The 24,121-nt window shown below is 67.4% G+C and carries 19 protein-coding genes; 7 read left to right on the top strand and 12 right to left on the bottom strand.

The window, feature by feature from the left end; all coding sequences use genetic code 11:
• Positions 1–24: 24 nt before the first annotated feature.
• The 5 genes from O5K31_RS08005 to O5K31_RS07985 all read right to left on the bottom strand — a co-directional run bounded on the left by O5K31_RS08005 (position 25) and on the right by O5K31_RS07985 (position 5,095).
• A complete protein-coding gene (locus O5K31_RS08005) occupies positions 25–1,296 on the bottom strand; it encodes an RsmB/NOP family class I SAM-dependent RNA methyltransferase (RefSeq protein WP_269716770.1) in 1,272 nt (423 codons plus the stop codon).
• Positions 1,297–1,692 (bottom strand): MAPEG family protein, encoded by a 396-nt coding sequence (locus O5K31_RS08000; protein WP_269716769.1) that lies wholly within the window; start codon positions 1,690–1,692, stop codon positions 1,297–1,299.
• Positions 1,693–1,700: 8 nt separating this feature from the next.
• Complete coding sequence (guaB, locus tag O5K31_RS07995; protein WP_269716768.1) at positions 1,701–3,164, bottom strand: IMP dehydrogenase; 1,464 nt, start codon at positions 3,162–3,164, stop codon at positions 1,701–1,703.
• Between the two features lie 105 nt (positions 3,165–3,269).
• Entirely contained in the window at positions 3,270–3,974 is a 705-nt protein-coding gene (locus tag O5K31_RS07990) for an RlmE family RNA methyltransferase (protein WP_269716767.1), read from the bottom strand.
• The gene (locus tag O5K31_RS07985; protein WP_269716766.1) at positions 3,971–5,095 is read right to left on the bottom strand and encodes a Ppx/GppA phosphatase family protein; all 1,125 of its coding nucleotides are present in this window, start codon (positions 5,093–5,095) and stop codon (positions 3,971–3,973) included. The genes O5K31_RS07990 and O5K31_RS07985 overlap by 4 nt, the downstream gene beginning before the upstream one ends.
• Before the next feature lie 160 nt (positions 5,096–5,255).
• On the opposite strand from O5K31_RS07985, the gene hspQ reads away from it, so the two are divergent.
• Positions 5,256–5,585, top strand: a complete 330-nt coding sequence (hspQ, locus tag O5K31_RS07980; RefSeq protein WP_269716765.1) for a heat shock protein HspQ — start codon at positions 5,256–5,258, stop codon at positions 5,583–5,585.
• Here the strand turns inward: hspQ and O5K31_RS07975 are convergent.
• On the bottom strand, positions 5,575–6,753 hold the full coding sequence (locus O5K31_RS07975) for an acyltransferase family protein (protein WP_269716764.1): 1,179 nt from the start codon (positions 6,751–6,753) through the stop codon (positions 5,575–5,577). The two genes, hspQ and O5K31_RS07975, sit on opposite strands and share 11 nt — an antisense overlap.
• Before the next feature lie 146 nt (positions 6,754–6,899).
• Between O5K31_RS07975 and O5K31_RS07970 the strand changes: the two genes are divergently transcribed.
• Positions 6,900–7,673 (top strand): LytTR family DNA-binding domain-containing protein, encoded by a 774-nt coding sequence (locus tag O5K31_RS07970; protein WP_269716763.1) that lies wholly within the window; start codon positions 6,900–6,902, stop codon positions 7,671–7,673.
• Here O5K31_RS07970 and astD read toward each other — a convergent pair.
• The 5 genes from astD to O5K31_RS07945 all read right to left on the bottom strand — a co-directional run bounded on the left by astD (position 7,670) and on the right by O5K31_RS07945 (position 17,482).
• Complete coding sequence (gene astD / locus O5K31_RS07965) at positions 7,670–9,079, bottom strand: succinylglutamate-semialdehyde dehydrogenase (protein ID WP_269716762.1); 1,410 nt, start codon at positions 9,077–9,079, stop codon at positions 7,670–7,672. The genes O5K31_RS07970 and astD overlap by 4 nt on opposite strands.
• The gene (locus O5K31_RS07960) at positions 9,076–10,080 is read right to left on the bottom strand and encodes an arginine N-succinyltransferase (protein ID WP_269716761.1); all 1,005 of its coding nucleotides are present in this window, start codon (positions 10,078–10,080) and stop codon (positions 9,076–9,078) included. The genes astD and O5K31_RS07960 overlap by 4 nt, the downstream gene beginning before the upstream one ends.
• Positions 10,081–10,085: 5 nt before the next feature.
• Positions 10,086–11,339, bottom strand: a complete 1,254-nt coding sequence (locus O5K31_RS07955; RefSeq protein ID WP_269716760.1) for a hydrolase — start codon at positions 11,337–11,339, stop codon at positions 10,086–10,088.
• A 168-nt stretch (positions 11,340–11,507) separates the two neighbouring features.
• Positions 11,508–15,695 carry a translocation/assembly module TamB domain-containing protein gene (locus O5K31_RS07950; RefSeq protein WP_269716759.1) on the bottom strand — a complete coding sequence of 1,396 codons (4,188 nt, stop codon included), beginning with the start codon at positions 15,693–15,695 and terminating at the stop codon, positions 11,508–11,510.
• A complete protein-coding gene (locus O5K31_RS07945) occupies positions 15,692–17,482 on the bottom strand; it encodes an autotransporter assembly complex protein TamA (protein WP_332367276.1) in 1,791 nt (596 codons plus the stop codon). The genes O5K31_RS07950 and O5K31_RS07945 overlap by 4 nt, the downstream gene beginning before the upstream one ends.
• 257 nt (positions 17,483–17,739) lie before the next feature.
• On the opposite strand from O5K31_RS07945, the gene O5K31_RS07940 reads away from it, so the two are divergent.
• The 4 genes from O5K31_RS07940 to O5K31_RS07925 all read left to right on the top strand — a co-directional run bounded on the left by O5K31_RS07940 (position 17,740) and on the right by O5K31_RS07925 (position 22,388).
• On the top strand, positions 17,740–19,197 hold the full coding sequence (locus O5K31_RS07940) for a circularly permuted type 2 ATP-grasp protein (RefSeq protein ID WP_269717022.1): 1,458 nt from the start codon (positions 17,740–17,742) through the stop codon (positions 19,195–19,197).
• Positions 19,194–20,138 (top strand): alpha-E domain-containing protein, encoded by a 945-nt coding sequence (locus O5K31_RS07935; RefSeq protein WP_269716758.1) that lies wholly within the window; start codon positions 19,194–19,196, stop codon positions 20,136–20,138. Before O5K31_RS07940 ends, O5K31_RS07935 begins: the two co-directional genes overlap by 4 nt.
• On the top strand, positions 20,138–21,112 hold the full coding sequence (locus O5K31_RS07930; RefSeq protein ID WP_269716757.1) for a transglutaminase family protein: 975 nt from the start codon (positions 20,138–20,140) through the stop codon (positions 21,110–21,112). Before O5K31_RS07935 ends, O5K31_RS07930 begins: the two co-directional genes overlap by 1 nt.
• An 82-nt stretch (positions 21,113–21,194) precedes the next feature.
• Positions 21,195–22,388 (top strand): CaiB/BaiF CoA transferase family protein, encoded by a 1,194-nt coding sequence (locus O5K31_RS07925; protein ID WP_269716756.1) that lies wholly within the window; start codon positions 21,195–21,197, stop codon positions 22,386–22,388.
• On the opposite strand, the gene O5K31_RS07920 is transcribed toward O5K31_RS07925, so the two are convergent.
• Positions 22,385–23,230 (bottom strand): transglycosylase SLT domain-containing protein, encoded by an 846-nt coding sequence (locus O5K31_RS07920; protein WP_269716755.1) that lies wholly within the window; start codon positions 23,228–23,230, stop codon positions 22,385–22,387. The genes O5K31_RS07925 and O5K31_RS07920 overlap by 4 nt on opposite strands.
• 162 nt (positions 23,231–23,392) lie before the next feature.
• Between O5K31_RS07920 and O5K31_RS07915 the strand changes: the two genes are divergently transcribed.
• The gene (locus O5K31_RS07915; RefSeq protein ID WP_269716754.1) at positions 23,393–24,106 is read left to right on the top strand and encodes an energy transducer TonB; all 714 of its coding nucleotides are present in this window, start codon (positions 23,393–23,395) and stop codon (positions 24,104–24,106) included.
• Positions 24,107–24,121: the final 15 nt, after the last annotated feature.

Raw genomic sequence — 24,121 nt, 5'->3', positions numbered from 1 at the left:
CGGATTCCTTTTCTAGCGGAGGTCTCAAGCCGCCCTCTCCAGCACGGCGGCGAAGAAGCCGTCGGTTCCGGCGGAGCGGGGCGTAAGGCGGACATAGCCTTGCGGCGAAACAAATCGGTCGGCGGGCGCCGGGGGCGCGGCCAGACGGAAGCCAGAATTGCGGGCCAGGAAGGCCTCGACGCGATCCTCGTCTTCCTCGGCCAGCACCGAGCAGGTGACGTAGATCAGGCGGCCGCCGACCTTCACGAACGGAGCGGCCTGGTCCAGGACAGCGTCCTGTTCGACCTGACGGCGCTCCAGCGCCTCCGGGGTCAGGCGCCACTTGGTGTCGGGATGCCGGCGCCAGGTGCCAGAGCCCGTGCAGGGCGCATCGACGAAGACCACATCCATCTTGGACTCCAGGCCCTTCAACGGATCGGCTTCGACCGGGGATCGAATCTGCAGGTTGCGAACCCCTGCTCGCTGGCTGCGGCGGATGGTGTCGGCCAGACGGCGCGCGTCGCTATCGTGAGCATAGATTTGGCCGGTCGAGCCCATGGCGGCGGCCAGGGCCAGGGTCTTGCCCCCGCCCCCGGCGCAGAAATCCAGGACCTGCTTGCCCTTGATCTCGCCCGCGCAGGCGGCGGCGATCTGGGAGCCCAAGTCCTGCACCTCGAACCAGCCCTTGGAGAAGGCGGGGATGGTCTCCACCGAGCCGGTGCGTTCACTGGGCTCCGGCGCGGGAATGCGCAGAGCCGTCTCCAGCAGATCAAGCGTCTGGGCGGCGAGCGGTTGCAGGGCTTTCAAGGCGCGAACGGGGTCGGTCTTCAGGGTGTTGACCCGCAGGTCCACTGGCGCACGCGCGGCCAGGGCGGCGGCTTCTTCGCCCCTGCCCTCGCCGAACACGCGCGTCAGGCTGGCGTCGAGCCAGTCGGGATAGTCCCCCTGGATGGGCGCCGGAGCGTCGGCCAGTGATTTGGGCGTCTCAAGCGCGGCGCGCTCGGCCTCGGTCAAAGCGCCGGGGCCGTGAGGCTCCTCGGCGAAAGCCTCGGCCAGCTTGTCGATCGGCAGCTTCCAGGCCAGGGCCAGGGTCGCCAGGACCACGGCGCGGGCGCTGTCGTCGCCCATCATCCAACCCAGCGACCGCTTGTGCCGCAGGGCGTCGAGCACCAGGCCCGACACGAAGGCGCGATCCTTCGAACCGGCGAAACGCGAGCGCTCGCCCCAGCCCTTCAAGGCCAGTTTCACTGGCTTGTGACGCGCCTCGATTTCTTCCAGAACCTCGATCGCCGCCGCTATCCGTCCGCTTTCCCGCATTCAGACGAACAGAGCCGCGAGAAGCATCAGCAGGCCGATCATGGAGGCCAGCCACACCAGGGTGCGCACCACCGGAACGCCGAAAGCGTAGAGCGGGATGTAGATCGCGCGAGCGACCACATAGAGCACGCAGCCCAGGGTGCTAAGGCCGCCAGTCTTGCCGCTCAGCACCACCGCCAGGACCAGGGCCACGAAGAAGGCGAAGGTCTCGCGGAAGTTGGCGAAGGCGCGTTGCAGACGCCCCGCCATGCCGGTCAGCGGACGCGGCTCGTCACGCGGGCCGACGTTCCACTTCAGGCCGATCTGCGGCTGGGCCGCGGCCGATCCCCAAAACAGATGCACGAGTCCGACGATGACCGCCGCACCCAGCAGTTTCAGTTCGAGGATCGGTTCCATAACTGCTCCTAGACCGCGCTGGGATAGTTCGGGGCTTCGCGGGTGATCATCACGTCGTGGACGTGGCTTTCACGCAGGCCCGCATTGGTGATGCGGACGAAGCGAGCCTTCTTTTGGAACTCCTCGATGGTCGGCGCCCCCACATAGCCCATGGCGGCGCGCAGGCCGCCGACGAGCTGGTGGACCACCGGACCGATCGGGCCCTTGAACGGCGTCTGGCCCTCGATGCCTTCCGGCACGAGCTTGAGGCTGTCCGAGACTTCCTTCTGGAAATAACGGTCGGCCGAGCCGCGGGCCATGGCCCCGACCGAGCCCATGCCCCGGTACGACTTGTAGGACCGGCCCTGGTACAGGAACACCTCGCCCGGCGCCTCTTCGGCCCCGGCGAACATCGAACCCATCATGGCGGTGGAAGCCCCGGCGGCGATGGCCTTGGCCAGGTCGCCAGAGTACTTGATGCCGCCGTCGGCGATCACCGGAACGCCACTGTCGCGCGCGGCGCGGACGGCTTCGGAGATGGCGGTCAACTGCGGCACGCCCACGCCCGCCACGATGCGGGTGGTGCATATGGAGCCCGGGCCGATGCCGACCTTCACGGCGTCGGCGCCAGCGTCGATCAAGGCCCGCGCCGCGTCATAGGTGGCGATGTTGCCGGCCACGATCTGCACGCGGTTGGTTTCGCGCTTCAGGCGGGTGACGGCGGCGGTAACCTGGCTGGAGTGGCCGTGGGCGGTGTCGATGACCACCACGTCCACGCCCGCCTCGACCAGGGCCAGGGAGCGTTCGAAGCCCACGTCGCCGACGGTCGATGCGGCGCCGACCCGAAGGCGACCCTTCTCGTCCTTGGCGGCGGACGGATAGGCCTCGGCCTTCTCCATGTCCTTGACGGTGATCAGGCCGACGGCGCGGCCCAGGTCGTCGACGACGATCAGGCGCTCGATCTTGTGCTGGCGCAGCAGGTTGCGGGCCTGGGCGGGATCGACGCCTTCGCGGACCGTCACCAGGCCGTCGCGGGTCATCAGGGATGAGGCGGCGGCGTTGAGATCGCTCTCGAAGCGCATGTCGCGGTTGGTCAGGATGCCGACCAGCTTGCCGTCGGCGCGCTCGACCACCGGGAAGCCCGAGATCTTGCGGCGGGCCTTGATCTCGCGGATCTCGGCCAGGGTCGTGTCGGGATTGATGGTCAGCGGGTTGATGACCATGCCGCTTTCATAGCGCTTCACTTCGCGGACCTGATCGGCCTGCTCTTCGACGCTCAGATTGCGGTGCAGGATGCCCATGCCGCCGGCCTGAGCCAGGGCGATCGCCAGCCTGCTTTCAGTCACCGTGTCCATGGCGGCGGACACGATCGGAATGTTCAAACCAATTTCGCGCGTGAACCGGGTCTCGGTGGACACCTGGGTCGGCATGACATCCGACGCACCGGGTTCGAGCAAAACATCGTCGAAGGTGAGCCCTTCGCGAATCTCCATGGGATTCTCCGTTTTGCGGGCCGCGTATAACGGAAGCCCGGCCGCAACGGAAGGGCTCTGACAGTCAGTCGGCCCGAATCTTGCTCGATCGCGCTGACGTAGCGCCTAACCCTTGAACCCCGTCGCCACCAGGAAGACCTCTGAGCTGTCGCTGCGGCTGGCCTTGGGCTTGAAGTTCTGGACCTTGGTGAAGCGCTGTTTGAGCTGGCCGATCACTTCAGCCGTCTCGCCGCCCTGGAAGGCCTTGGCGACAAAGGCGCCGCCGGGCTTGAGCACCTTCACCGCGAAGTCGGCGCCCAGTTCGATGAGGGCGACGATGCGCAGGTGGTCGGTCTCGCGATGGCCCACCGTGTTGGGAGCCATGTCCGACAGCACCACATCCGGCTGGCCGCCCAGAAGCTCGATCAGCAGGTCCGGGCACTTGGGATCGGTGAAGTCCATCTTCAGGATTTGAGCAGGGGGCAACGGATCGACGTCCAGCAGATCGACGCCGACGATGCGGTCGACCCCGCGCTGCTGGGCGATCTGGATCCAGCCACCCGGGGCGCAGCCCAGGTCGAGGATCTTCATCCCCTTCTTGAAGAAGTGGAATTTGTCGTCGATCTCGCTGATCTTGAAAGCCGCGCGGCTGCGATAGCCAAGAGCGCGCGCCTTGGCCGAGAACGGGTCGTTTATCTGGCGTTCCAGCCAGGCCTGCTGAGACGACGTGCGGCCCATGGCGGTCTTCAGGCGGGCGGGCTTGCCGCGGCCGCCTTCATTGCCGCCGGTCGGCAGCTTCACCATGCGGCGTTTGGGCGGTTCTTCGGTCATTCGGCGGCCTGGGGAGAAGCGTTGCGTCCGCCGCGGCGACGGCGGCGAGACCGGCGCGGCTGCTGTTCGGACATGAGGGACATGAGGATGCCTTCGCGCAGGCCGCGGTCAGCGACGCGCACGCGCTCGCACGGCCACAGCTCCTGCACGGCCTGCAGGATCGCTGCGCCGGCGAGGACAAGGTCGGCGCGGTCAGGCCCGATGCAGGGTTGTTCCGCGCGCTGAGCGGCGGTCAGGGCGAGCAATCGATCAGCCGCGGCCTCGCAGTCCGATCGCTTCATCCACAGGCCGTCGACTCGGTTGCGGTCATAGCGCGGCAGGTCGAGGTGCAAGCCGGCTAGGCTGGTGATAGCTCCCGAGGTGCCGACCAGTTGTGCACGGCCAGCCTCGAACACTGGACGCAGGGCTTCGGCGTGCGGGAAGTCGGCGATCCGCTCCTTCACCGCGTCCACCATGGCGCGGAACCACGCGTCCTGCGACTGCTCGCCCTCCGGGAAGCGCTCGGCCAGGGTGACCACGCCGATGGGTATCGAGACCCAGGCCTTGATCGGCAGCTTCCAGGCGGCGAACTGGCGCGGATGGGCGTCGAGCCCCTCCCCTTGCAGATCAACCCAGGACAGTTCGGTCGAGCCGCCGCCCACGTCCACCACCAAGGCCGCCTCGGCGGTGCGGTCGAGCAGGTTCAGGCAGCCGGCGACGGAAAGCTGGGCTTCCTCGCGCGGGGTGATGATCTGCAGGCGCAGACCGGTCTCTTCGGCCACGCGATCGACGAAGGCCTGGCCATTGTCGGCCATGCGGCAGGCCTGGGTCGCGATGGCGCGAACCCGGACGGTGCGGCGGCGGCGGATTTTTTCGGCGCAGACCTTGAGCGCGGCCATCGACCGCTCCATGGCCGCGTCGGAGAGCCGACCGGACGCGGTCAGCCCCTCGCCCAGACGCACGATGCGGGAATAGGCCTCAACGACCCGGAATCCGCCCGAGGTGGGCGTCGCCACCAGCAGGCGGCAATTGTTCGTGCCAAGGTCGAGCGCGGCGTAAGCCGGCGTCTCCCCCGGCGGCCTCCGGCGAAGAGACGGCCCACGGGGACGCGACTCGCCGGGCGCGCGCGGCGCCTCCGACATGGAGCAATACCTGTCTTGCAGGCGCCAGTGCCGGCGCCTCGTTTCGACAGCGACCTTATCACGCATCGCCGCCGCCGAAAGCGGCGCCGCGCTTGCGAAGTGCGACAGCACGCTTACGTTCAGGTTTCAGTCAGGTGAAACGTGGTTGATTATAGAGGTCATGAATACACGCCTCGCCAAATTCGCGATCGGACAAGTGGTCAAGCACCGGATCTTTCCTTTCCGGGGCGTGATCTTCGATGTCGATCCCGAATTCTCCAATACCGAGGAGTGGTGGCTGTCGATCCCGCCGGAGGTTCGCCCATCCAAGGACCAGCCCTTCTACCACCTGCTGGCCGAGAACGATCAGAACGCCTACGTCGCGTATGTCTCCGAGCAGAACCTGCTGGCGGACGACACGGGTGAACCGGTGGTCCACCCGCAGACCGACACCCTGTTCGAGAGCTTCGAGCCGGGCATGTATCGGCTAAGGCCGCGCATCAGCCACTGACATCCTTTCGCGGCTGAGGCCGAAGCCCGAACAGCACGTCCACCACCGGAATGCGGCGCACGATCTCGTAGGTCGCAAAGCAGCCCGCAAAGGTCGCAGCGATCAGGATAATCGCCTCCAAACCCAAAGGCAGGCCGGCCTTGGCCAGGTTATGGGCCACGACGATGATCAGGGTCTGGTGGATGATGTAGAACGGAAACACCGCCACCGTCAGGTAGCGCAGAACCGGTCCGCCCTTGTTCAGATGCAGCGCGCCGAACCCCAGGATGGCGGCGATGAAGCACCATTGGTCGGTGGCGTACACGAAGCGCATGACGCTGCGAATGGCCTCGGGCGGGGGCACGCTCGCCTCGCGATGGACCCAGGAAAAGGCAGCGACGCCCACATAGCTGGCCAGGGCCAGGCCCAGGGCCACCCAACGCCAGCGGATGAAGCCGTCATGGATGCGCGCGGACTTTGCGGTCAAGAACCCGAACAGGAAGGCGCTGAACGACAGCGCGTGGTTGTACCAGTCATCGACCAGCGCATGGGTGATCTCGAAGCGCGGCAGCAGCCACAGGCGGATCAGGCCCAGGAACAGGATCGGCAAGACCAGAAGCAGCGGCCCCTTGAGAGCGCCATCAAGTCTGTCGCCCAGAGCCCGCAGGGCGCCGCCGCTCAGAAACAGCAGGGCTCCCAGGATCACCGTATAGACAAGCAGATACGCCACGAACCACATGTGGTTCCAGGTCGGCGTTATCAGGCAGCCGTCGGCGTCGCACCAGTTGCCCGACGCCGTCACGTACTTGATCCAGAAGGCGCCATAGGGCTCGACCATATGCGGCACCTGCTCCACGATCTCGTAGTAGGACTGGGGCGGCACGATCACCAGCATGGCGAAGACCAGCGGCGGCAGCAGGCGCATCACCCGTTTGCCGGTGAAGGCGCCCGGCGTCATCTTGTCGGCCAAGAAGCGTGTCGCGGCGCCTGACACCAGGAACAGCAGGGTCAGCCGCCAGGGGTTGGTGAACAGCATCACCGGCTCTAGCCACGCGACCGGATGCGCGGTCTTTATGTGGAAGTCCCAGGGCACATAGTACATGCCCACGTGGTACAGAATCAGCAGGAAGAAGGCCCCCACACGGATCCAGTCGAGGTCCGCGCGGCGGTCGATAGTCGGGGTCGTCATTTCAAGTGTCCGGGTCTGAACAGCGTTCGTCCGAACAAGCCGTGATCCTCCCCGGCGCGAAAGCGTTCAGGGACGAACGGCGCGGCGCGAGCCGTGATCGGCGGGACAGTCCGCCCGCCTCCGGGACGAGCGGCGGCTTCTGGGGGATGAGCGGCGAGGACAGACGCGATTTGCTGATCGGCTGGCTGATCGCCACCGCCGCGGTTTGGGCCACCACCACCGTCAATGTGTTCTCCACCGCCGACGACGCGAAGATCGACCTGATCTGGCCGGCGATCTGGGAATATACCAGCGCGGTCAGCAACATGATCGCCATGCTGATCGTCTGGGCCGCGGTGCGATGGTCGGTCATGCGCCGTCGGACAGGGCCGCAACTGCTGGCCGTTCACGCAGTTGGCGCCCTGGCCTATTCCATCCCGCACGTCGCGATCTTCGTGGGCCTTCGAGAGCTGATCTACGGCGCCCTCGGACGCACCTACGAATTTGGTCCGCTGACTCGCTATTTCTACGAGCTTCGCAAGGACATCATCGGGTACGCGATCCTGAGCGGGATATTCTGGGGCGTGATGGTCCTGCGGCGTCGCTCCGCGACGGCGACCGCCGCCAGCACATTTGACATCATGGACGGCTCCCGCCTCGTCCGCGTAGAGGTCGCCGACATCCTGGCGATCACGGCGGCCGGCAACTACGCCGAGTTCATCCTGTCGGACGGGCGGCGGCCTTTGATGCGCAGCTCTCTCGCCGCGCTGGAGGAGAAGCTTGGCTTCACCCGCACCCATCGCTCTTGGCTGGTCAACCCGACGCGGGTCACCGGCCTGCGTCCGGACGGGTCCGGCGATTACACCGTAGAGCTGGGCGCACTGGAGGCGCCGCTGTCGCGCCGCTTCCCAGAGGCGACGGCGCGCCTGCGCCGCGCTTAGGCCTTCAGCCCCCTGATCTCGCCAAGGGTGTTGGCCACGACATCGGCCTCGAAGCTGGCGACGGGATAGGCGCAATAGTCCGCCGCGTAGTAAGCGCTGGGCCGATGATTTCCCGATGCGCCAAGACCGCCGAACGGCGCCGAGCCGGCCGCCCCCGTGGTCGGACGGTTCCAGTTGGCGACGCCGGCGCGAATGCGCTTCAGGAAATGCTCCCAACGATTTGAATTATCACTGATAAGCCCTGCGGAGAGACCATATCGCGTGGCGTTGGCATGGGCGATCGCGTCTTCGAAATCAGCGGCGCGGCGGACCTGCAGGATCGGCGCGAAAATCTCTTCATCAGCGACCTCGACGCCCGTGACGTCGATGACGCCAGGCGCGATAAAAGCGTCACTGCGACCTTCCACCAGTCCAGTAGCGCGGATCACCTTCCCGCCCATGCGATCAGCCGCCTCGCGCGCAGCGTCCGCGGCGCGAGCTGAGATCAGGGGGCCCATGAAGGGCTCCTCGGCGTCGTTCCAGGCGCCGATACGCAGGCGTTCCGTCAGTGCCAGAACCGCCTCGACCACCGCATCTCCCGCCCCGCCCTGCGGCACGATCAGGCGGCGCGCGCAGGAGCAGCGCTGGCCCGTGGTGATGAAGGCCGACTGGATGATGTGGCCCGCGGCGGCCTGAGGGTCGGCGACATCCCACGCCACGAGCGGATTGTTGCCCCCTAGCTCCAGGGCCAGGATCACATCGGGCCGGTCAGCGAAAGCACGGCGGAAATAGGCGCCGGCCTGGGCGGAGCCGGTGAACAGCAGACCGTCGATGTGCTGTTCGATCAGCGCCTGGCCCGTCTCACGGCCGCCCTGCACCAGATTGACCACGCCCTTGGGCAGGTCGGCGGCCTCCAGCGCCTCGACCAGCAGCTGGCCGGCCAGCGGCGTCTCCTCGGACGGCTTGAACACCACCGTGTCGCCCGCCAACAGCGCCGGCACGATATGGCCGTTCGGCAGATGGCCGGGGAAGTTGAACGGACCCAGCACCGCCATCACCCCATGCGGGCGGTGACGCAGGACCGAACGGCCGAACGGCATGGCGTTCTCACGCTCGCCCGTCCGTTCGTCATAGGCGGCGATGGAGACATCGACCTTGGCCATCATGGAGCCGAGTTCGGCCTTGGTCTCCCACAGCGCCTTGCCCGTTTCGCGCGACAGGGCCTCGGCGAAGGCGTCCTTGCGGGCGTCCAGCGCGGCCTTGTAACGGCGCATGGCGGCGATCCGCTCGGTGCGCGGCAGGTCGGCCCAGGGCTGGAACGCCTTGCGCGCCGCGTCGACCGCGGCGGCGACCTCGGGCGCGCTGGCGGCGGCGCCTTCCCAGACGACGTCGCCGGTGGCCGGATCGATGGACTGGAACGTGGTCATGCCTTCACCCGCACATTGTCGCCTTCGCGCACGCCCAAGGCGTCGATCGCCTCGCGTGACAGGATCGCCCGGTCGCCGTCGATGAGCACGGCGCTGCGTACGGCGCGGAAACCGCCGATGCGGCTGGTGGAGACCAGCAGTTCCTCGCCAAAGCCGTCATCGCCGGCCGCGATCTTCATCACCTTAGCCTCGCGGACGGTGCGGATGTCGTCGCGAGGGGCCGAGACCGTGGGGCCGGCGTCGAACAGATCCACCAGACCCTGATACCGGAAGCCCTCTCGCTCCAGCATCGCCCGCGCGGCCTCGCCCTCGCGGTGGACTCGGCCGATGGCCTCGCACGCCGCCTGGGGCAGCAGCTCGGTATAGATCGGGTGTCGTGGCGACAGGTCGAGGATGAACTGGCCGTTGGTCGAGGCGCTCATCAGGTCGGCCTGATCGAACGGCAGGCGGAAAAACCGCGCGGCCACATGGTCCCAGAAGGGGCACGAGCCGTCCTCATCGAACCAGCCGCGCAGCTCGGCCAGCACCATCTCGGCGAAGCGTTCCGGCTCCGCCCCGATCAGCATGTAGCGCGACTGGGCCAGCAGACGCCCCGCCCCGCCCTTGCGGCGTTCGGGGCGCAGGAACAGAGACCCGACCTCCGACCAGCCGGCGCACTCGTTCACCAGCACCAGAGCCTTGTGATCGAATCGCATCTCCAGGACCGGTGACGACTGCGCCAGGGTGACGACGCGGAATGAAAAGAATGGCCGCTTCAGGCCGACGGCGGCCTTTACGCCCGCCACGCCCTCCACCTGGCCGGTGTCGGTCTCCTCGAGCATCAGTGTGTACCAGGCCTCCACCGGGGCCACGGTCGCGTCGAAGCTCGCCTTGGACAGTTCCAGCCGCTCACGCAGGGTCGGCTCGTCCTCCGGCAGGCTGGTGAAGCCGCGCCCGGACAGCACGGCCAGCTCCATCAGGGATTCATAGTCGGAAGGCCCAGCAGGCCGCACCACCAGCATGAACGCTACTCCGTACGCAGGGACATGGCCGCGCGAATGGCGGGGCCGTCGATCTCGCCCTGGGCGAGTTTCATCAGGATCAGGGCCGACAGCTGCGCGCGCTCGACAAAGCTGTCGGGCCAGGCGAACTCGTTCTCGCTGTGGATATCGCCGCCGCGAACGCCGAGCGTGTCGACATTGGGCAGGCCCGAGGCGAACAGGTTGTTGCCCTCGCACACCCCGCCAGACGGCTTCCACGCGATCTCCTGACCGAGGAGCGCGCCGGCCTCACGGACGGCCTCGAACAGCTGCGACTGGGCGGCGTTCATCGGCTTGGCGGGACGGGTGAAGCCGCCATGCAGGTGGATGTGCAGGTCATCGCCCTGCCCCGCCTTGATCGCCTCGGTGATGGCCGCCTGAGCCCACTCGCCGGCATCGGCGTCCGGGAAGCGAACGTTGAAGCGCACCACCGCCACGTCCGGCACCATGTTCAGAGGCGAGCCGCCGTCGATCTTGGCGACATTGACCGTCACGCCTTCGCGCTGGCCATTCAGGGCGTCCAGCGCTCCAACGATCCGGGCGGCGGCGGTGATGGCGTTGCGGCCCAGGGCGAAGTCGCGACCGGCATGGGCGGCGCGGCCGTGGATGACCGCGTGAAAGTTTCCCGAACCCTTGCGCGCTCCTGCCAAAGTCCCGTCCGACAGTGCGGGCTCATAGGTCATGCCTACGTGGCCCAAGGCGGCAAATTCGGCCAGCACGGGCGCGGACGCCAGCGAGCCGATCTCTTCGTCCGGCGATAGCAGCACGCGATAGCCAAGGTTGGCGGCGGCGGGGTGCGCCTCCAACGCCTCGAGCGCCGCCAGCATGACGCTGATGCCGCCCTTCATGTCGGCGACGCCGGGACCATGCAGCGCGCCGTCGGGGCGGGTGGCTACGGTCTGGAAGGCGGTGTCGGCAGGATAGACAGTGTCGTAGTGGCCCGTCAGCACGACCTGCACTGGCGCCTCGGGGCGAACAATCACGGCGATCGCGCTGGGGTGGGCCTGCTGACGCAGGGCGCCATCGGCGCCGATGTCGGAAGACGCGCTGAGCGGTATGTCGACAGGGGCGCTCGGCAGGGCGGCGAAAGCCTCGATCAGCAAAGCGCGCTGGCGCTCCAGTCCTTCCAGGTTTCGGCTTCCGGAATTGACCGCGCACCAGTCCACCGCGCGGCCGACGATGTCACGGCCCCGGTCGGCGATGGAATCCAGAACGCGCTGTTCGTCGGGCGACAAACGCATGCGAGACCTTGCAACGCCATTGCCGCGGACCAGGTCAACGCGGGTTGCACTTGGCGACGCCCGGAATGGCGCAAGACGAAACGTCACCGACTCCCCTGTTCTAGCCTGTGGGAGATCGCCGGTCGACCCCGCCTCCTGATCGCCGGCGCGCGGAGGTCACCCTGGACGTCAGTAATCGCGGCGCCAGCGCACCGACAGACGGTTGTCGCCTTGGCTGCTCAGGCGAGAAACGATGGCCAGGGCCCGACGTACCCGCCATTCGACCTGCGCCGCCGGGCCTTCGCGTCCGCCGCCGATCAGTTCCAGATAGACGTCGTCGGTGATGTACTTGCCGCCCGCCACCGTCATGCCCGCCGCGTCGCCCGCGAAGGACAGCCGATCCAGGCCCGCCAGATTGCGCAGGCCGCCGATCACGTCGAACCCGCCGCCCCCTGACAGCGCCGCCAGGGCGGAAGCCAGCTGAGCGGCCTCCAGAGGCGACAGCTGCGAGGCCGAGGCGCCGAACAGCACCTGCGACAGCACCTCATCATTGGGCAGCTGTGGCGTCGAGGTCAGGGTGATCTCCGGCTTGGCGGCCGTGCCAAGGATGCGGACCACGGCGGTCAGGGTCGGGTCCTCGCGCGTCGCAGACAGGTCCAGGCGGATGCGCTCGGGCGAGCTGGCCAGATAGACCACGCCACGCGTGTCGAATTCGAACCGCTTGCCGGCGAAGTCATAGTCGCCCCGCACGACCCGGGCCTCCCCCGTCAGGTCCGGACGGTTGCTGAAGCCGCCGATGTGGGCGTTCAGCGACAGCTCCACATCCAGGCCACGGCCGCGCACGAACACCCGGCGCGGCGCCTTGAGATTTACGTCGAGAGCAAAGCCGGGGCTGGATGCACGGGCCTGAAGATCGCGGCGATCGGCGCGCGGCTTGTTGCGCTCCACCACCTCGATGGTGGGTACGCTGGGCGGGGTGACGGTGTCGGCCGAGATTTCACCCTGGTCGATGGTCAGGTCGCCCGCCAGCCGCACCTTGCCGTCCGCGCCGCGCTCGACGGTCGCCTGACCGCTAGCCGAGGCGGTCGCCAGGTCGTTATCGATCAGTCGAAACTGCTTGAGGTCCAGACGGAAGCTCGACGCCGCGTCGCGCCGCAGATTGATCCGTCCCCCGCCGGAGATTGTGCCGCCGCGCCCGTCGGCGGCCGAGGCTTGGCTGACGTCGATGGCGTTGTCGGCCAGATTGGCGCGCAGGGTGACGTTCTGCAGCTTCAGTCCCGTGGGACCGTCGTCAAAGGCGCCCCCGGTCATGGCGGCGTCGCCCACCAGGCGCGGATCGGCCAGCGTGCCGCCCAGCGTGCCGTTGATATCCACCTTGCCGGCCAGGGTGCGCTCACCCCCGATCAGCAGGTCCCAAAGCGATTTGATCTCGCCCTGAGCGCCGAAATTGCCGCGTACCGGCTTTTGTCTATTGATCGCCAGCCTCAGGGGCTTGGCCGACGCATCGACCGGCAGAACCAGTTCGGCGTGCGATTGCAAACCCTGCAGATTGGCGGCCGAAGCCTGGACCGTGAGCGTATCGCCTCGCAGGCCGGCCTTCACCTGGCCGTCGATCCCCACGCGGACCGGCGCGCCCCGCTGGCGGGCGCCGCGCAGATTGGCGTCCAGATCACCGCTCAGATTTGAGCCTTGCCCCTGCAGCGACAGACGAGCGTCCACTTCACCCGCCAAATCCTCGTTCAGCGTCCCCAGGCTGACGGAGGTCAGGACCGCTTTCAGCTCGGCGCCAGCGTCCGAAAGCACGCCGTCGATATCCGCGCGGCCAGCGCCTACCGCCAGGCGCAGTCGCGCTGTCTGACGCGGACCGCCAAAGCGCAGCTGAGCCGTCTCGGTCGTCTTCACCTCACCGCGGCCCAGACGGCCGCCGCCGTCGAAGGCGAGCCCGTAGCCCTCGGGAAGGTCCGACAGCAGACCCGAGCCGTTGAGGTTCCAACGTCCCGGACGGGCGTCTCCATTGGCCGTGATGCTGAAAGGCAGACGATCCAGGGGGCCATCGGCCCGGATTTCCGCCCGCCGCAGCCAAACATCCGACCCCTTGGGCACGGCGTTGTCGGCCTTGAGGTCCAGCTTGGCGCGGGGTCCGCCTGCGCTGTCGGCAATCAGGGCCGTGCCGTTGATCGTCCCTTCCTGCAGCAGCGCACCGGGGCCGATAGCCAGGGTCAGGTCAGCGGAGGCCGGACGCCCACGTCGAAGCGACATGTCGCCTTGCGCCTTTACCCCGCCCGCGTCGGCGTCCAGACCGCTGAACTCCATCCCGCCGGGAGCGAAGCGGAAGTCAGACCGGGCGCGAGCCGGGCCATACTCACTGTCGGCCGTGATGGCGATAGCGCCGTCGGTATTGGCCGCGCCCTGCGCGAAGGTGAGGACGACATGGGCGTTGGTCAGTTTCAGGCGCGGAACATCGATACTCTCGAAATCGGCGGTCAGGGCAGCCTTGGGCTGAGACAGGCGGCCGCTGACGGCGCCGTCGCCCTTGGCCTTTCCGGCCAATTCCAGTGAGCCGATGCGGAACGGTCCGGTGGCCGTCCAGTCGAGCTTGAGTTGAAGCGCCCCAGCCGGCCCGATCACGCCCGCCGCCGAGGCTGTCGCCGCCGCGCCAGCCAGCTTGGAGTCGCCCAAGGTCACGCGGCCTTCGGCGTAGCTGCCCTTCATGGTGAAGCGGGGATCGGCGCCCAATAGCCGGTCGAGCTCGCCAAAGCCGGCGGCGAAGTTCGCGCCCCGGGCATCGACGGTGAAGACCCAGGGCTTGCCCGCCGAGGATTGCGACGCCGACCACTTGCCGCTGACACGGCCCGAGGCGTTGGCGCGCGCGGCGGCCAGGTTGGTCACATCGGCGTCACCCTTGAATGAAAGGCCGCCAAGAAGGCTCCGCTGCCCTTCGCCCTCGACCCTTATCCCCGCGCCATCGATCCGTACGCGCCGCATCAGAAGTCGACCGTCGGCCAGACGCGCACCCTCAAATCTCGCCTTCGGCCGCGCGCCCATCAGGGTGGGGATCAGGCCGGCGCCGCGGCCCCCCGATCCCGCCAAGTCGCCGTCGATCGTGAATTCCCCACGCTCGCGCGCCAGGGACAATGGCCCCTCGACGCGCGCCAGTGTCAGACCGAGTAGCGATGCTCCATCCGCCACGACATCGCCGTTCAGCGACCAGGCTTTGGCGTCGCCTTTCAGCAGGCCGTTGTAACGTGTGCGGCCCAGCTCCGGCGTGGCGGTCAAACGCGACATGTCCTGTACGTCGAGACTGACCTTCACCCCGTCCCGATCGGTCAGGCGCTTGCCCAGATCGGCGCCGCCGTTGAGCGACAGGCGAAGGTTCTCGGCCTTCAGCCGACCATCCAGGTCGAAGAAGCCGTCCGACGCCTTGCGGCCAGCGATAGCGAAGGAGGCCGTGGGACCGAACATGCGCACCACGCGGTCGAGCAGACGCGACGACGACAGGATCGCCCGTCCCTCGGCGCGCCCGCCCTCCGGGGTCCAGGCGCCTTGCGCCGACAACGGGGTGACGTTTCCTGAGCGGGCGACAACGTCGAAGCGGCCCTGCCGCATGGCGCCGCTGGCCTTGGCGTCTAAGAGGAAGGCCTCGTTCGCCGGAAGACCCAAGGATCCGGCGATGGCGCCGCCCGCTGCTTCCTTGGCCTGGGCGTCCACCAGCAGGGTGTCCTTGGCGCCGAGGTCGAAGCGCAGGCGAAGGAAGTCGCCCTGGTGCATCTGGCTACGCGCCTGAAGCGAGCCTCGGCGGCCGCCCAATCGCTCGATCTCCAGATCGCCGCTCACGTCATAGAGGCCGCGCTGCTGACTGAAAGCCGGCAAGGTCTCCAGCCGAAACGCCATGGAGTCGATGTCGAACGATAGAGGCAACGCCTTGCTGGGCTGGCCGCTCTTGGGGCTCAGCGTCGGACGGCGGATGATCGTCACCCGGTCGGCGGTGATGCTGTCGGCTTGGAAACGACGGACGAACAGAGCCGGATAGGTCCAATCGACGCCGACATTGCGCGCCTCTAGCCACGGCCCTTTGTCATCGACGATGGAAAGCTTTCGAATGGTGAAGCTTTTCCAGATATCACCTTGAATTCCCTCGACCTTTAAACGTCCTATACGACCGAGTTTCAAGCCGTTGGCGCGGGCCTCGATGAACATGCGGCCGGGCGTGCTGACCACGCCGTAGCGCACGACGAGACTGGCGGTCGCGGTGAGCACCACCACCACGATGGCGGCGAGCAGCATCCAGAACGTCGGGCTGCGCCCGACCTTCTTGACCGCCTCGACAGCTTCGGCGACGGCGTCCTCGGAAGGGGGTGTGGGCGGCGCGTCGGTCAAAAGCTTTGCCCGATGCTGAGATAGACTTGGAAGGACGGGTCGCCTTCGCGCTTGTCGAGGGGGATGGCGATGTCGGCGCGGATCGGGCCAAAGCCGAGGTCATAGCGAACCCCGACCCCCACGCCGGCGCTAAAGTCGCGGCCTTGAGGAAACTCGTTGGTGCCGACCGCGCCCGCGTCGATGAAGGCAACCGCACCCCAGGGTCCGGTGATCCGCTGGCGCACCTCGAACGAAGCTTCCAGAAGCGACAGGCCGCCTTGCGGCGTGTTGTCCGAAAGGCGTGGACCGATGGCTTGATACGAATAGCCGCGCACCGAACCGCCGCCGCCCGCGAAGAAGCGGCGGGACCCCGGCACCGACGGAATGCGGCCGCCAACGATCAGGCCTGCCTTGGCGCGGCCCGCGAGCACGGTTCTGGCTTCCTTGGACACTGGCAGATAGCCGGTCACCTGGGCCTGGGTCTTGAGATAAGTGATGCTGTCGTCGCCGGTGACGAAGGTCGGCTCGCCTCGAACCTCCACCCGCCAGCCACGCTTTGGGTCGAGAGGATCGTCCGACGCATCCCAGTTGAGCGCGCCCAGGGTGGTCAGAGTCAGCAGGTTGCGCTCCTGCCCGACCACGAAGCCGTTCACATCCGTCTTGTCGGCGGTTTGGGTCGCATCGACCGCCGCGCCGACGGTCAGGAACGAGATGCGGCCGAACCGGCGGGTGATGTCGGCCCGCACGCCAAGGCCCGTGTCGTTATAGGCGTCGGTATCTTCGTGAAAGATCGCGCCGCCGACCTTGAGCGTACGTTGCGGCTTACGCCAATGCGGCAGGGATACCTCGGCATCCAGCCGTTGCTCCAGCTCAGCCAATCGACCGGTGATGCGCAGAGTGTCGCCGCGTCCGAACCGGTTATAGCGGGTCCAGCGACCATCGAGACCCGCGCCCTCGTTGGTCGAATAGCCGGCGCCCAATTCTATGGTCCGGGGCTCACGGTCGGCCACGCCGACGATCACAGGACGAAGCCCATCCTCCGTCGTGGCGTCGATAGGCGACAGCGAGACAGTGACAGAATCGTAGACGGCGGTGTCCCGCAGCCGGCGTTCCAGCTCGGCGACGTCCTCCGGATCATAGACATCGCCTGGACGCCATGGCGCGAGACTCTGGATCCAGCCGCGCTTGGTGCGCCCCTGACTGGTCAGATCCATGCCGCCCAGCAGCACCAGCTCGCCTACATCGATGCGAAAGTCTGGCCGCACGGTGTGATCGGCGTGATCGACCACCACCTCCCGCGGCTGGCCGACGGCGTCGGCATAGCCCCGCTTTTGAACGACCGAGAGGATGCGCCCCTCCGCCCCAAGCACGTCGGCCGCGCGGCCCGGCGCGCCGACCTTGAGGCCCATCGCCTCCGAGGCGGCCGCGGCGACCGGATCGGACGGCGGCTTTTTGACCCAGGTGATCTTGGGGTCGGCGAAGTTGAAGACCTGCCCCGGCGCGATGCGGACCAGGGGTTGCAGCCGGTCGCCCTCGGCCAGGTCGGCCTCCACGTCGTGGCCGTAATAGCCTTCGGAACGCAGGACCGAAATGGCGTCCTCGCCCGCGTCGCGCGCCCGTCGGCGAGCCTCGAACCGGCTGGCGGGCGGGCCGTCAGCCTGACCGATGGCGCGGACGATGGCGTCGTGCAGGGCGCGGTCCTCCACGCCCTCGATGACGGCGCGCGGCTCAGCCGCGCGGGCGACTTGGAACGTGGCGACGTTCAAGGCTGCGCTCGCGGCGGCCAGGGCGAAGACGGTTCGTCCCAAGCAAATCCTTCCTGTCTCGCCCCGCCCTTGGTGTAGCGAGGTGAAAGCGGACTGTCACCGCCCTCGTCCGACTTGATCGCGGAAGCGAACGGCGCCCAATTCGCAGGCAATCCGTTTGAGCCTTGGGCAAGGATTCGAAAAGCCGCTTCTTTCGACGCGGCGACGGCTAGGGTCGAACTGATGATGCGTATCGCGAGACGAAAGCTTTGAGCCCGGTGACGAAACAGTCGGATATCGACACGGTTCCGGTTCTGCCGATGACCCAGGCCGCCTACCTACCGGGCGCGGCCTATGACGAGATGTTCGCCGATGGCGGCGATGTGCGCGAACATTACGCACACCTGCACACGCGCATGTCGCGGCTCTCCACGGATGAGCTGGGCGGGCGGCAGCGAACCCAGGAACGTTCGTTCCTGCTGCAGGGGGTCACCTTCACCGTCTATGGCGCGGACAGCGCCACCGAGCAGATCATCCCCACCGACCTGTTCCCGCGCATCCTGCCCGCCCAGGAATGGGCGCAGATCGAGACGGGGCTGACCCAGCGCCTGCGGGCGCTGAACATGTTCCTGGCCGACATCTACGGCGAGCAGAAGATCCTTATGGACGGCATCGTGCCGCGCGAGCTCGTGCTCAGCGCCCCGTCCTATCGTCGCGAGATGCAGCACCTCTTCGTGCCGCACAAGGCCTACGCCAATGTCTGCGGCTCGGACCTGATCCGCGGCCAGGACGGCCAGTTCGCCGTGCTGGAGGACAATCTGCGCGTCCCGTCCGGCGTGTCCTACATGCTGGCCAACCGCGACGCGGCCAAGCGCACCTTCCCCGGCGCCTATCGCGCGGCAGGCGTGCGGCCAGTCGAACGTTATCCTGACCTTTTGCTGTCGACGCTGAAAAGCATGGCGGCCGACTGGCGCCCCAATCCGCAAGTCGTTGTGCTGACGCCCGGGGTCTACAACTCGGCCTATTACGAGCACGCCTATCTGGCGCGCCTCATGGGCGTGCCGCTGGTCGAGGGGCGCGACCTCGTCGTCCATGACAACACCGTCTACATGCGCACCACCTCGGGCCTGCGCCGGATCGACGTGATCTATCGCCGGGTGGACGATGACTTCATCGACCCCCTCACCTTCCGCCGCAACTCGGGGCTGGGCGTGGCGGGGCTGTTCAACGCCTATCGCGCCGGCACGGTGGTGATCTGCAACGCCCCCGGCACCGGGGTGGCGGACGACAAGGCGGTCTACGCCTATGTCCCTGACATCATCCGCTACTATCTGGGCGAGGACGCCATCCTGCCCAATATCGAGACCTTCCTGTGCCGCGAGCCGGCGCAGCTGAGCCACGTTCTGGAAAATCTCGACAAGCTGGTGGTCAAGGCCGTGGGCGCGTCCGGCGGCTACGGCATGCTGATCGGACCTCACGCCTCGGCCAAGGAGCGCTCCGAGTTCGCCGACGCTATCAAGGCCGATCCGGAGAACTACATCGCCCAGCCGACCATCCAGCTGTCCACCGCGCCCTGCCTCGTGGACGGCCGCATCGAGCCGCGTCACGTGGACCTGCGCCCCTTCATCCTGTCGGGCGAGAAGATCGTGGTGACGCCGGGCGCCCTCACCCGCGTCGCCCTGCGTCGCGGCTCGCTGGTGGTCAATTCCAGCCAGGGCGGCGGCTCAAAGGACACCTGGGTGTTGGCTGACGACGCCAGCGGGAGCGCACAGCAATGATGCTCGCCCGCGTGGCCGACAGCCTCTACTGGACCGGACGCTATCTCGAGCGCGCCGAACACCTGTCACGTCTGTCCGACGTGATGCTCAACGCCACCCTGGATCAGAATGATTCTGGCATGCAGGCCGCCCGTATCGCGCTGGCCGCCCTGGGTGACGAGGGCTCTAGCACCGCCTCGCCCTATGAGGCGGCACTGGGCCTGGTCCTGAATCGGGAAGATCCCAACTCCGTGGTGTCGTCCCTGGCCCGGGCGCGTGAAAACGCCCGTCAGGTGCGCGACCAGATCACCACCGAGACCTGGGAACGGCTCAATATGCTGTATCTGAGGGTGACGAGCGGCGAGGCAGAGCGCGCCTTCGACAGCGGCTCTTCCCTGTTCCTGCATGAGATCATCGCCGATCTCCACACCTTCAAGGGCGCCGCCGACGCCACCATGAGCCATGGCGAAGGGTGGCGGTTCCTGATGCTGGGCGCTCACCTTGAGCGCGCCCAGCTGATCGCCCGCCTGCTGGAGGTCGGCTTTGGCGAGGCGCGTTCGGCCCACGCCGCCGACCGCATCGCGCTGATGAGCGTGCTGCGCATGGCCTGCGCACTGGAGCCTTATCTGAGGGCCTACACGGCCGAGATCGAACCCAAGCACATTCTGGATTTCCTGCTGTTCAGCGAGGACTTCCCGCGTTCGATCCGCTTCACAACCACCCAGATGGAGCAGCACCTCAGCAAGCTGGCGCGGCGGGTCGAAGCCGGAGCCGGCGGCGGTCACCCCGAACGACTGGCGGGACGGCTCAAGGCCCGTCTGGAATTCGCCGACGTCGAAGAGCTGGAAGCCCTGGGCGCCAGCGGCCTGCTCGGCCAGGTGGTCACCGAATGCGGCCGCATCCATCAGGCCATCTACGAGACCTTCGTCGCCTATCCGCTCGAAATGAGGCTCCCGGCCTGATGCTGCTCGAAGTACGCCACGTCACCCAGTACCACTACGCCCGTCCCGTGCGCGAAAGCGTGATGGAGCTGTGGATGCAGCCCCAGAAGGGCGGTCGTCAGCGGCTGGTCAGCTTCGAGCTGGATCTCGAACCCGCCGCCCAGCTGTTCTCCTACGGCGACACCTTCGGCAACGCCGTCTATCACTTCGACGTGCCGCAGCCGCACGACCGCCTGACCATGGTGGCGCGTTCAGCGGTGGAGACGCAGCCAGACTTGATCCTGCCGGAATCCCTCGACATCGGGGAATGGGACCGCTTGCGCAGCGACTTCGTGCGCGGCGAGGCCTTCGACTTCCTGCACGACCACGGCTACGCCCGGAAAACCGCGGCCCTGGAGGCCTTCATGGTCAGCCGGGACATCGCCGACCTGCGGCGGCGCGACCCCCTCACCGCCCTGCGCCTGCTGAACAAGACGATCTACGAGGCCTTCGACTATGAGCCTGGCGTCACCGAGGCGGACAGCCCGATCGACCTGGCGCTGGAAGCGGGACGTGGCGTCTGCCAGGACTTCGCCCATATCATGATCGCCATCTGCCGCTCTTGGGGCGTGCCGGCGCGCTATGTTTCTGGCTATCTGTTCACCGACCGCGAGGCGGGCGACCGCTCCGACCCCGACGCCACCCACGCCTGGATCGAGGTTTTCCTGCCGACCCTGCGCTGGGTCGGTTTCGATCCCACCAACAACATGCTGACCGGCGAGCGGCACATCGCCGTGGCCGTGGGCCGCGACTATGCCGACGTTCCGCCCTCGCGTGGCGTCTATAAAGGCGAGGCCGAAAGCCAGCTGGCGGTCGGCGTTTCTGTGCGCCGGGCCCGTGCGGCCCTGGCCGAGCCGGAGTTCATGCGCGTGGCGCGGCCGGCCTTCTCTGGTTCGCGGCGACGCACCGACGGCGAGGCCTATCGGCACGACCAGCAGCAGCAACAGCAGCAGTAGATCGGGGCCGGGCGCCTCCATCGGCTTCCCTAGGCCTCTATCCGTGCAACTATGCTCCCAAAAAACAAGAAGGGAGGCGCGCGTGCTGGAAGGTCTCAAGGTCGTTGAGTTCGCCACCTATATCGCCGCGCCCGGCTCGGCCGGGATCATGGCCGACTGGGGCGCGGAAGTGATCAAGGTCGAGGCGCTGGACGGCGATCCCATGCGCCGCTTCTTTGACACCATCGGCTCTGACCAGGCCGACAACCCCGTTTTCGACCTCGACAACCGGGGCAAGCGAGCGATCGCCCTGGATATCCGAACCGAGGCGGGACGCGAGGCGCTGGTCCGCCTGGCGAAACAGGCCGACATCTTCCTGACCAACGTGCGGCCAGCCGCCCTGAAGCGTGCGCGGCTGGATCACGAGACCCTCCGAGCCGAGAACCCGCGCCTGATCTATTGCAGCCTGACGGGCTACGGACTTGAGGGTGCGGACGCCGACAAGCCCGGCATGGACGTGGCCGCCTTCTGGTCGCGTGCTGGCGTCGGATCGCTAACCGCGCCAAAGGGGGCCGAGCCCTTTCCCATTCGCACCGGCATGGGCGACCACGTCTGCTCGCTGGCCACCACCTCCGCCATCCTGGCGGCGGTGATCGAGCGGGGCCGAACCGGCATCGGGCGGCTGGTGGAGACATCCCTGCTACGCGCGGGCGTCTACGCCATTGGCTCGGACATGGCGATCCAGCTCAAGATCGGCCGCATCGCCTCCACCCGCCCGCGCGAGCAGGCGGTGCAGCCCCTGGCCAACTTCTTCCGCACGGCGGAGGGCAGGTGGATCTGCCTGCTACCCCGGCAGGGCTCGACCGACTGGCCGAGGATCGCCGCCGCGGCGGGACGTGCAGACCTCGTGGAGGACCCACGCTTCGCCGACGCTCGAGCGCGAAGAGAGAATGGGGCGGCGCTAGTCCAGGCCCTCGACCAGGCCTTCGCAGCCCTGCCCTACACCGATGTGGCCAAGGCTCTGGACGACGCCGACCTGACCTGGAGCCCCTACCAGACGCCAGGTGAGCTGGTGGATGATCCGCAGGCCCATGCCGCGGGGTGCTTTGTCCAGACGCCGGATGGATCAGGCGGGAGCTTCACCGCTCCCGGCGGCCCGGCCCGGTTTCCAGGCGCCGACGACGGGCCTCGCGGACCCGCCCCTCGCCTGGGAGAGCACACGCGGGAAGTCCTGTCGGAACTTGGCTATTCAGCACAGCAGATCGACGAAATGATCCGGGAGCGCGCCGCGGCCTAGGGTCCTTTGGACTTGGCGTTGGCTTCCGACAGCATGCGCAGCATTTCGGAGGTGAACAGCGATCCGCCCAGGCTGCGGCTCGACGAGGAATTCCCCATGCCCAGCCCGAAGGCGTCGGCGTCTTGCGAGCCGCGCAGGATGAATTCCACGAGGGCCTGTTGCTGCTGCACCCGATCGTTGCTGCGAGCGGAGGCGTACTGGATGAAGCCCGTCTCCTCGCGCTCCTGAACCGCCTCGCTCGCACCACCCGTGCGCGTCAGGTTGGCATAGACCTCGCCCACCGTGGCGGCTCGCCCAGAGCGGTAGAAGATCGAGCGATTGGCCTGGGCCGCATCGGGAAACAGTGCCGCAGCGCTGGCGTCCGGGCGATTGTTCACCGCCTCGATCAGCTTGGCCGAGCCCTTCGGCCCCAGAAAGTGGGCGGCGTAGAGTTCACCCGCCGTCGGCGTGCGCCCGGTGCGGCCGCGCAGGTAGGACGCGTGGTCTGAGGTCAGTTCCCCCGCCATCAGCGAGGCGGCGTGCGGATCGAGCTTCAGCCCCATCACCGCCTTCTTGGCCTCCGCTCCGCCAGCCACATGGAAGCGGCCTGACGAGTCCTGGCTGATGAGGTCGGCGTAGCGGGCGTAGCCGTACTTGGATCCGTGCTTCTTCAGCGTCGACAGCCAGGTCTGGTCCACGAACTGGAAAAGGCCGGCGGCGGAGGACGTGCCTGCCTTGGCGGTCGGGTTGTAGCCGCTCTCACGCTTGGCGGTCTTCATCAGGAATGAGAAATCCACCCCCGTCGCGCTGGATGCGCGCTGGATGGCGGTCTCGACGACTCCCCTGATCGACTGCACGGTCATGACCTAGGGATGACCGCGACATGGTTAACGACGCCTTAACCATGCAAGGCCCGCTCGGCATAAGTTGCCGCCCCACGTGAATTACAAGTGTGCATTTTGCAATTTACACAGGTAGTTTTTGGTGAGACCGTCGGACAGACCACAACGACAGGGAGGTCCGCCATGGTCATCCAATCCGCATTCGCCACTGTCGCGCCACCATGGGAACGAGCGGAGTCCGCGCGACCCCGCCTTTCGCGCGGGGCGGTCATCGCCCTCACCGCCTCACTCGCCGTCCATGCGGCGCTCGGGGTCTATCTCTACTATCGAAAGTTCATGCTGCCGGAGGCCAAGCTGTCGCCGGCGGAGTCGGTCATCCAGCTACAACCGTATCTGCCTAAGCCGCCCCCACCGACTGATACGCCAAGGGTGACGCAGCAGAAGACCGTCAACCTGCACCAGGCGACGCCCAACCCGATCATCCCCGATGTGGTTCTGCCCGCCATACCGAGCCCACCAGGACCGATCGCCCAAGGCCCCCTCGTCAATCTGGATCCGCCCGCGCCTATAGTCAGCGCGCCAACCCCGCCCGCCCCGCCGGTCATCGTGCGGCCGACCTGGCTGAAACGCCCGGGCGCGTCGGAGATGGCCCGCTTCTATCCGGAGTCCGCTCAGCGACGCGGTGTCTCAGGCGGCGCGACCCTGAACTGCCGGGTCACCGCCAACGGCTCCGTCGCCGACTGCGCCGTCGTGGACGAGTCGCCGGCGGGCGCAGGCTTCGGCCCCGCCGCCGTAAAGCTATCGCGCTTCTTCAGGATGAAGCCGCAGACCGAAGACGGCCGCCCGGTGGACGGCGCCTATGTCCGCATACCGATCCGCTTCAACGTGACGGACTGAGACGCGCGGGCCTGC

Origin of the sequence: Caulobacter sp. NIBR2454, from assembly GCF_027474405.1 — a bacterium.
In the GTDB taxonomy this organism is placed as follows: domain Bacteria; phylum Pseudomonadota; class Alphaproteobacteria; order Caulobacterales; family Caulobacteraceae; genus Caulobacter.
The sequence above is the reverse complement of the archived record's forward strand: the minus strand, read 5'-3'. Positions and strand labels throughout refer to the sequence as shown.

What these genes read in the sequence shown, in the direction of transcription:
- O5K31_RS07930 (WP_269716757.1), top strand. Translation starts at nt 20,138, where the DNA reads ATGCTGCTCGAAGTACGCCACGTCACCCAGTACCACTACGCCCGTCCC.
- astD (WP_269716762.1), bottom strand. Translation starts at nt 9,079, where the DNA reads ATGACCACGTTCCAGTCCATCGATCCGGCCACCGGCGACGTCGTCTGG.
- hspQ (WP_269716765.1), top strand. Translation starts at nt 5,256, where the DNA reads ATGAATACACGCCTCGCCAAATTCGCGATCGGACAAGTGGTCAAGCAC.
- O5K31_RS07920 (WP_269716755.1), bottom strand. Translation starts at nt 23,230, where the DNA reads ATGACCGTGCAGTCGATCAGGGGAGTCGTCGAGACCGCCATCCAGCGC.
- O5K31_RS07985 (WP_269716766.1), bottom strand. Translation starts at nt 5,095, where the DNA reads ATGTCGGAGGCGCCGCGCGCGCCCGGCGAGTCGCGTCCCCGTGGGCCG.
- guaB (WP_269716768.1), bottom strand. Translation starts at nt 3,164, where the DNA reads ATGGAGATTCGCGAAGGGCTCACCTTCGACGATGTTTTGCTCGAACCC.
- O5K31_RS07935 (WP_269716758.1), top strand. Translation starts at nt 19,194, where the DNA reads ATGATGCTCGCCCGCGTGGCCGACAGCCTCTACTGGACCGGACGCTAT.
- O5K31_RS07970 (WP_269716763.1), top strand. Translation starts at nt 6,900, where the DNA reads ATGAGCGGCGAGGACAGACGCGATTTGCTGATCGGCTGGCTGATCGCC.
- O5K31_RS08005 (WP_269716770.1), bottom strand. Translation starts at nt 1,296, where the DNA reads ATGCGGGAAAGCGGACGGATAGCGGCGGCGATCGAGGTTCTGGAAGAA.
- O5K31_RS07940 (WP_269717022.1), top strand. Translation starts at nt 17,740, where the DNA reads ATGACCCAGGCCGCCTACCTACCGGGCGCGGCCTATGACGAGATGTTC.
- O5K31_RS08000 (WP_269716769.1), bottom strand. Translation starts at nt 1,692, where the DNA reads ATGGAACCGATCCTCGAACTGAAACTGCTGGGTGCGGCGGTCATCGTC.
- O5K31_RS07915 (WP_269716754.1), top strand. Translation starts at nt 23,393, where the DNA reads ATGGTCATCCAATCCGCATTCGCCACTGTCGCGCCACCATGGGAACGA.
- O5K31_RS07990 (WP_269716767.1), bottom strand. Translation starts at nt 3,974, where the DNA reads ATGACCGAAGAACCGCCCAAACGCCGCATGGTGAAGCTGCCGACCGGC.
- O5K31_RS07975 (WP_269716764.1), bottom strand. Translation starts at nt 6,753, where the DNA reads ATGACGACCCCGACTATCGACCGCCGCGCGGACCTCGACTGGATCCGT.
- O5K31_RS07960 (WP_269716761.1), bottom strand. Translation starts at nt 10,080, where the DNA reads ATGCTGGTGGTGCGGCCTGCTGGGCCTTCCGACTATGAATCCCTGATG.
- O5K31_RS07955 (WP_269716760.1), bottom strand. Translation starts at nt 11,339, where the DNA reads ATGCGTTTGTCGCCCGACGAACAGCGCGTTCTGGATTCCATCGCCGAC.